The organism is Halobacillus sp. BBL2006 (genome assembly GCF_000786645.1).
Lineage (GTDB): Bacteria > Bacillota > Bacilli > Bacillales > Halobacillaceae > Halobacillus.
On record NZ_JRNX01000503.1, the window covers coordinates 1 to 6,261 of the forward strand.

6 protein-coding genes and 1 tRNA gene are annotated in these 6,261 nt (G+C 42.9%); 3 read left to right on the forward strand and 4 right to left on the reverse strand.

The annotated features are described in order from the left end of the window. Window positions 1-290 precede the first annotated feature (290 nt). A tRNA-Asp gene (locus LD39_RS14755) sits at window positions 291-367 on the reverse strand. A gap of 144 nt (window positions 368-511) precedes the next feature. Between LD39_RS14755 and LD39_RS14760 the strand changes: the two genes are divergently transcribed. Further along, on the forward strand, window positions 512-994 hold the full coding sequence (locus tag LD39_RS14760) for a hypothetical protein (RefSeq protein WP_035548734.1): 483 nt from the start codon (window positions 512-514) through the stop codon (window positions 992-994). 28 nt (window positions 995-1,022) lie between these two features. Here the strand turns inward: LD39_RS14760 and LD39_RS14765 are convergent, their stop codons facing one another. Beyond that, window positions 1,023-1,559: a TIGR00730 family Rossman fold protein gene (locus tag LD39_RS14765; protein ID WP_035548737.1), complete on the reverse strand. Its 537-nt coding sequence runs from the start codon at window positions 1,557-1,559 to the stop codon at window positions 1,023-1,025. A gap of 72 nt (window positions 1,560-1,631) precedes the next feature. Beyond that, the gene (locus LD39_RS14770; protein WP_035548740.1) at window positions 1,632-2,921 is read right to left on the reverse strand and encodes an adenylosuccinate synthase; all 1,290 of its coding nucleotides are present in this window, start codon (window positions 2,919-2,921) and stop codon (window positions 1,632-1,634) included. 234 nt (window positions 2,922-3,155) lie between these two features. Between LD39_RS14770 and LD39_RS14775 the strand changes: the two genes are divergently transcribed. Both LD39_RS14775 and LD39_RS14780 read left to right on the forward strand, forming a co-directional pair. Continuing rightward, window positions 3,156-3,938, forward strand: coding sequence for a DeoR/GlpR family DNA-binding transcription regulator (locus LD39_RS14775; RefSeq protein WP_035548743.1), 783 nt, complete (start codon window positions 3,156-3,158; stop codon window positions 3,936-3,938). Then, window positions 3,929-4,783 carry a Cof-type HAD-IIB family hydrolase gene (locus LD39_RS14780; protein ID WP_035548746.1) on the forward strand — a complete coding sequence of 285 codons (855 nt, stop codon included), beginning with the start codon at window positions 3,929-3,931 and terminating at the stop codon, window positions 4,781-4,783. The genes LD39_RS14775 and LD39_RS14780 overlap by 10 nt, the downstream gene beginning before the upstream one ends. Before the next feature lie 168 nt (window positions 4,784-4,951). Here the strand turns inward: LD39_RS14780 and dnaB are convergent. Beyond that, on the reverse strand, window positions 4,952-6,261 hold a 1,310-nt coding region (gene dnaB / locus LD39_RS14785), incomplete at its 5' end, for a replicative DNA helicase (RefSeq protein WP_035548749.1).

The following is a 6,261-nucleotide window of genomic DNA, read 5'->3' on the forward strand; positions in this document are numbered from 1 at the left end:
TGAGCTACCGAGCCATAATAGATAAAGTTTTAATTTTGTTTCTCGCTCAAACACTGGTTTCGAAGTTTATTAGAAGATGTTCTGTGCTCGTCTCGTTGCAAGTACATTCGGTGAAGTTAACGCTCCTCGCAAAGCCTGCGATGAAGTTTAATCAAAGAAGTTTTTCGGCTTCTCTACCGAGCCATAGTATAAATGCATTTAGATGATATTAGAATTAATCTTCACTAATTCGCCATGATTTTGGTGGTTGTTTCGATTAATTTCTCTCTCTAACCCTGCTATAATAAAAATGGCGGTCCGGACGGGACTCGAACCCGCGACCTCCTGCGTGACAGGCAGGCATTCTAACCAACTGAACTACCGGACCAGTTTATGTTGTTGTTTTACCGCAACGATGAATATCATATCATAGCTGAAACAGAGGCGCAATAGAAAGTTAGATTTCCTTTCACCTTTATTTAATAAATTGGGCCCTGCATCGTTCAAAAATATCAAGAGAGGAGGTGTGTAGATGAAAAAAACGTTCAGAACTACTGCATTTATACTTATTATTTTGATGATCGCCTTAATGGCTTATTTACAATTTAATCCACCGCTGGCGCACGGATCTGTGGGCACAACAACCGATAAGCAGTCTGTGATTGTTGCTCTTGGGAATAAAAACCTTTTGGGCGACATTTATATTACGGACGTATCCATTAATGGAAAAGAGCCCGCTACCAATCCCCTGGTGCAAGTGAGTGATTCAGACACCGGATTTGTTATTTCTAATACTTACAACCCTTATGAAGGGGAATATGGAATGCAAGACTATAAATCTATCCGTCTCAAGCCGAACAGCTCCCCAGTCCCTGAGGACAAAAAAGCTTCAGCTAAAGATGACCACCCGAGTCCAATCTACGGTCTGAGCATTACAGAAAAAATGCCAATCGAACAGATTGAAGTCTCTTATCGTTATCTTGGACTGACCTTCGTCACGACCATTAACATTTAAAAACCGAGCCACAATTGGCTCGGTTTTTTTATAGCTTCATCATTTTTACTAATTCCTCTGGGTCATAAGATTCCAGAATCAACTGCCGATTGTTTTCAGCTACAAACCCTGCTTGAATGGCGTGATCAATCATGTCCATCAAAGGAGTATAATATCCTGCAATATTAAAGAGGGCCAACGGTTTTTCATGTAAACCAATCTGTGCCCAGCTTACGGTTTCAAACAACTCTTCAAACGTACCGAACCCACCTGGGAGAGCGATATACCCGTCGGCCAATTCGCTCATCTTAGCTTTACGTTCATGCATCGTTTCTACTTCAATCATTTCCGTTACGTCAGGGTGGGCAATTTCCTTTTGAAAAAGATGAGAAGGCATGATCCCTGTCACTCTTCCACCTTTTTCTAAGATAGCGTCTGCCATCACACCCATCAATCCACTTTTGGCACCACCGTAAACAAGTTCGATTTGGTTATCTGCGAATACTTTCCCTAATTCTTTCGTTCTCTCTGTAAACGCTGGGTCATTTCCTGCGCTTGACCCGGCAAAAACACAAATACGTTTCACGTGGAACACTCCCTTTCCATTTCTATCATAAACAAAACACGCCTAACTTAGCCAAGTCAGACGCGTTGTTTCTTATTCGCTATAGACACTGCGGACAACGTTCGTTTGAGAACGATCAGGTCCAACAGAGAATACGGAAAGCGGGATTCCCGTTAATTGAGATACACGTTCAATATAATGACGGGCATTCTCAGGAAGTTCATCCAACGATTTCACACCTGTGATATCTTCCGTCCAGCCAGGCATTTCTTCATAAACCGGTTCGCAGTCAGCTAACACTTTCAAACTAGCAGGGAATTCGTCCATAATTTCTCCTTTGTACTTATAAGAAGTACAAATTTTCACGGTTTCAATTCCTGTAAGTACATCAATGGAATTTAGAGAAAGATCTGTAATCCCACTTACACGACGGGCATGACGGACAACCACACTATCAAACCAGCCAACGCGGCGTGGACGACCGGTCGTTGTTCCGTATTCTCTCCCTACTTCACGAATTTGATCGCCGATTTCATTGTCCAATTCGGTCGGGAACGGTCCGTCTCCTACACGAGTGGTGTAAGCTTTAGAGACACCAACCACATGCTTGATTTTAGATGGGCCGACACCTGAACCGATCGTAACGCCTCCTGCAATTGGGTTAGAAGAAGTTACGAATGGATACGTTCCCTGATCAATGTCCAACATAACCCCCTGGGCACCTTCGAAAAGTACACGGCGGCCCTCGTCTAGGTTATCGTTTAGAACAACAGATGTATCGCAAACGTACTGAGCGATTTGCTGCCCATATTCGTAGTATTCTTCTAGAATCTCTTCAACTGTAAATGGCTCCGTTTCATACACTTTTTCTAATAAACGGTTCTTTTCAGCAAGATTCTGTTCTAATTTTTCCCGGAAGCTCTCTTTATCCATCAAGTCTGCAATACGGATCCCTGTTCGTGCAGCTTTATCCATATAGGCAGGTCCAATTCCTTTTTTCGTTGTACCAATCTTGTTTGCGCCTTTTTCCTCTTCTTGGAGCTCATCAAGTTTCAAATGATAAGGAAGAATAATGTGAGCACGGTTGCTGATTCTCAAATTATCTGTCGAGACACCTTTATCTTGTAAGTATTCAAGCTCTTCAAGCAACGCTTTCGGATCAATGACCATCCCGTTACCTAACACACATACTTTATCGTCAAAAAAGATTCCAGATGGAATTAAGTGAAGTTTATAAGTGACACCATCAAATTTAATTGTGTGGCCGGCATTGTTTCCGCCTTGATAACGCGCAACAACTTCGGCATTTTGTGATAGAAAATCGGTTATCTTGCCTTTTCCTTCGTCCCCCCACTGGGTTCCGACAACAACTACTGAAGACATAAGGCACCTCCGCCAAAAATTTGTTTTAAATTATTTCCAACGTCAGTTTACCAATCTTATGTCTTCAAGTCAACGCAATATCCGAACAATAAAACGAAATATCTATATAAATGTTCGATAATTACCTCATTCGTCATTACTTAAAATTACTTATAAAAACTTATAAAACTTGATTAATTATTAATTTTAACTTAATATGACTTATAGAGGATAGATATGGAAGGGGACAACCTGATGTATCAAGAAGAACGTTTAATCGAAATCATCCGATACCTTAATAAAAATCGACGAATATCCGTCGATCAAATATGTGATTTGTTTGATGTCTCCAGAGATACTGCCAGACGAGATTTAGTGAAGCTGGAAGACAGAAAAGCTATCGTCAGAACAAGAGGTGGAGCCATTCTCCCTTCTTCCCATAATGTGATCAAGGATTATACGAAACGCCTTGAAACCGTCTCTCAGGAAAAACAGAAAATCGGGAACAAAGCCGCTTCGCTCATTCAATTCGGAGACAAAATCATTCTCGATACTTCCACTACGGTGCAAGCATGCGCAGACAAAATGGAAGCTATGGAATGTACGGTCATTACGAATTCCATTAACCAAGCCGAAATCTTATCGAATAAAAAACATGTAAATATCCAGCTATTAGGTGGAGCTTTACAAAAAGAACACCGCTTTTTATTCGGCACTTCGGTCATTGAACGTTTAAGGAAGTTTCACGTCGACAAAGCCTTCATCGGAGTCGTAGGCATATCAGAAAATGGTTTGACCATTGCCCACGAAGAGGATGGGATGGTCAAAAAAAATATGATACGTCAAGCCAAGCAAGTTATTGTTTTGGCTGACCATACAAAATTCGGGGTCACAGAATTTTTCCAATTCGCTGCCCTCGAAGATGTAGATTTAATTATTACTGACAAAGCTCCAGAACCTGATTTTCAACATCTGCTTGATCAAAATGAGGTTGAGCTTCTAGTGGCAGAGGAAGAGGTGGTGGATGTATGGAGTTAATAGCTATTGATATGGATGGGACACTATTAAACAGCCAAAATACAATCAGTCAGGAAAACATCAAAGCGATTAAAAAGGCTCAGGAAATGGGAACGGAAGTTGTGATCGCCACTGGAAGGGCTGAATTCGATGTACGGCAGATCCTTGCCAATACAGACTTGAACACGTGGGTGATCGGTGCCAACGGGGCTACGATCCATCAGCCAAACGGCACGTTATTCCATTCTGTGCCGATCGAGGAAAAGGATGCTGCGGAAATTTTGGAGTGGTTGGATGAGAAACAATTTTATTACGAAGTATTCAGCGATTCTTCCATTTTAACGCCTCAAAATGGCAGAGCCCTTCTACAGATGGAGCTGGACCGCATTCAAAGTGCTAACCCTAATGAGGAGATTGAAAAGCTGACAGCGGCGCTTGAGAAGCAGTTCAGTCAAACCGGTTTCTATCATGTTGATTCTTATCAAGAAATTCTGGAGGCCGGAGCGCCGATTTACAATGTCCTCGCGTTTTCTTTTGAACAGGAGAAGCTGGACCTTGGATGGGAAAGCTTCCAATCTTACCCGAACCTGACTTTGGTCAGCTCTGCTCACCATAACTTTGAACTCGAGCATAAGAACGCCTCTAAAGGAATTGCATTACAAAAACTCTCTACTCATTTAGGGCTTTCTATGGATCGCACTGGAGCCATTGGGGATAGTCCCAACGATTTGTCGATGATTTCGATGGCAAGCCATAGTGCAGCGATGGAGAACGGGAGACCCGTAGTCAAAGAAGCCAGCGATTTCGTAACGAAAAGCAATGACGACGACGGTGTGGCTCACACGATCTATCATTGGTTGAAATAAGTTTCATCCACCCCTTGGCGTTACTCTCCGGGAGGCGTAACGAGGAGTGATGAATATAAATGAAGGGCGGTCTTTTCTAAACCAAAAGGCCTCCCTTTTTTGTGAAAAATCAATACAAAAACCCCCACGACAATACTAGGTGGAAGTCGTGGAGGTTCTATTTATTTGTTAAGCAGGAGGCACATCCGCGTCGCTATAACGGTAGTCAAGGTCGACGAATTTATTGTATTCCTTCACAAATGCCAATTCGACATTACCAACTGGGCCATTACGCTGCTTAGATATGATGATTTCGATAATGTTCTGGTTCTCTGATTCTTGATCATAATAATCGTCACGGTATAAGAATCCGACAATATCGGCATCCTGCTCAATCGATCCAGATTCACGTAAGTCCGACATCATCGGACGTTTATCCTGCCTGGACTCTACTCCACGAGAGAGCTGAGACAGGGCAATCAGCGGAACATTCAGCTCACGCGCCAAGCCTTTTAAGGAACGAGAGATTTCAGAGACCTCTTGCTGACGGTTCTCTTTGGAATTCGCACTTCCCTGAATCAACTGCAAATAGTCGATTAAAATCATGCCAAGTCCGTGTTCTTGCTTAAGACGGCGGCACTTCGAGCGGATTTCACTAACTCGAATTCCGGGCGTATCATCAATATAGATACCTGCATTCGATAAGCTCCCCATCGCCATCGTCAACTTGTTCCAATCATCTGCCTCCATGTTTCCTGTCCGCAAACGCTGGGCATCAATATTTCCTTCTGCGCAAAGCATACGAGAGACAAGCTGGTCGGCTCCCATCTCCAGACTGAAGATTGCAACGTTTTCGTCTGTATGAACGGCCACGTTTTGGGCGATATTCAAGGCGAACGCGGTCTTACCCATAGAAGGACGCGCGGCGATGATAATCAAATCATTACGCTGGAATCCCGACGTAATTTTATCCAAATCACGATAGCCTGTTGGAATTCCAGTTGTACCGCCTTCACTGTTATGCAGCTGTTCAATGTTGTCATATACATCGATCAGCACGTCTTTGATACTTTTGAAAGCGCTGGAATTCTTCCTTTGAGAGACTTCTAGAATGTCCTTCTCCGCAGAGTTAAGGACATCTTCCAGGTCATCCTCTTCTTCATATCCCGAAGTTACGATATTCGTAGCTGTACGAATTAAACTTCTCAAAGTAGATTTTTCACTGACAATTCTAGTGTAATACATGATATTGGCAGCTGTCGGTACGGAATTTGCGACATCAGTCAAGTAGGAAACTCCTCCGACCTCTTCCAACACTTTATTGTTAGATAAAGCCGTCGTCACCGTAACAAGATCGATCGGCTCTCCTTTATCGGATAACGTCAACATGACTTCAAAGATACGCTGATGGCTAGCTCGATAAAAATCTTCTGGGAGTAGATACTCCGCTGCTGTCGACATCGCTTCTGGCTCTAAAAAGATCGCACCTAGAACGGCTT

Excerpts from the sequence above, each read along its gene's own strand:
- LD39_RS14760 (WP_035548734.1), top strand. The coding sequence starts at position 512 with ATGAAAAAAACGTTCAGAACTACTGCATTTATACTTATTATTTTGATG.
- LD39_RS14780 (WP_035548746.1), top strand. The coding sequence starts at position 3,929 with ATGGAGTTAATAGCTATTGATATGGATGGGACACTATTAAACAGCCAA.
- LD39_RS14770 (WP_035548740.1), bottom strand. The coding sequence starts at position 2,921 with ATGTCTTCAGTAGTTGTTGTCGGAACCCAGTGGGGGGACGAAGGAAAA.
- LD39_RS14775 (WP_035548743.1), top strand. The coding sequence starts at position 3,156 with ATGTATCAAGAAGAACGTTTAATCGAAATCATCCGATACCTTAATAAA.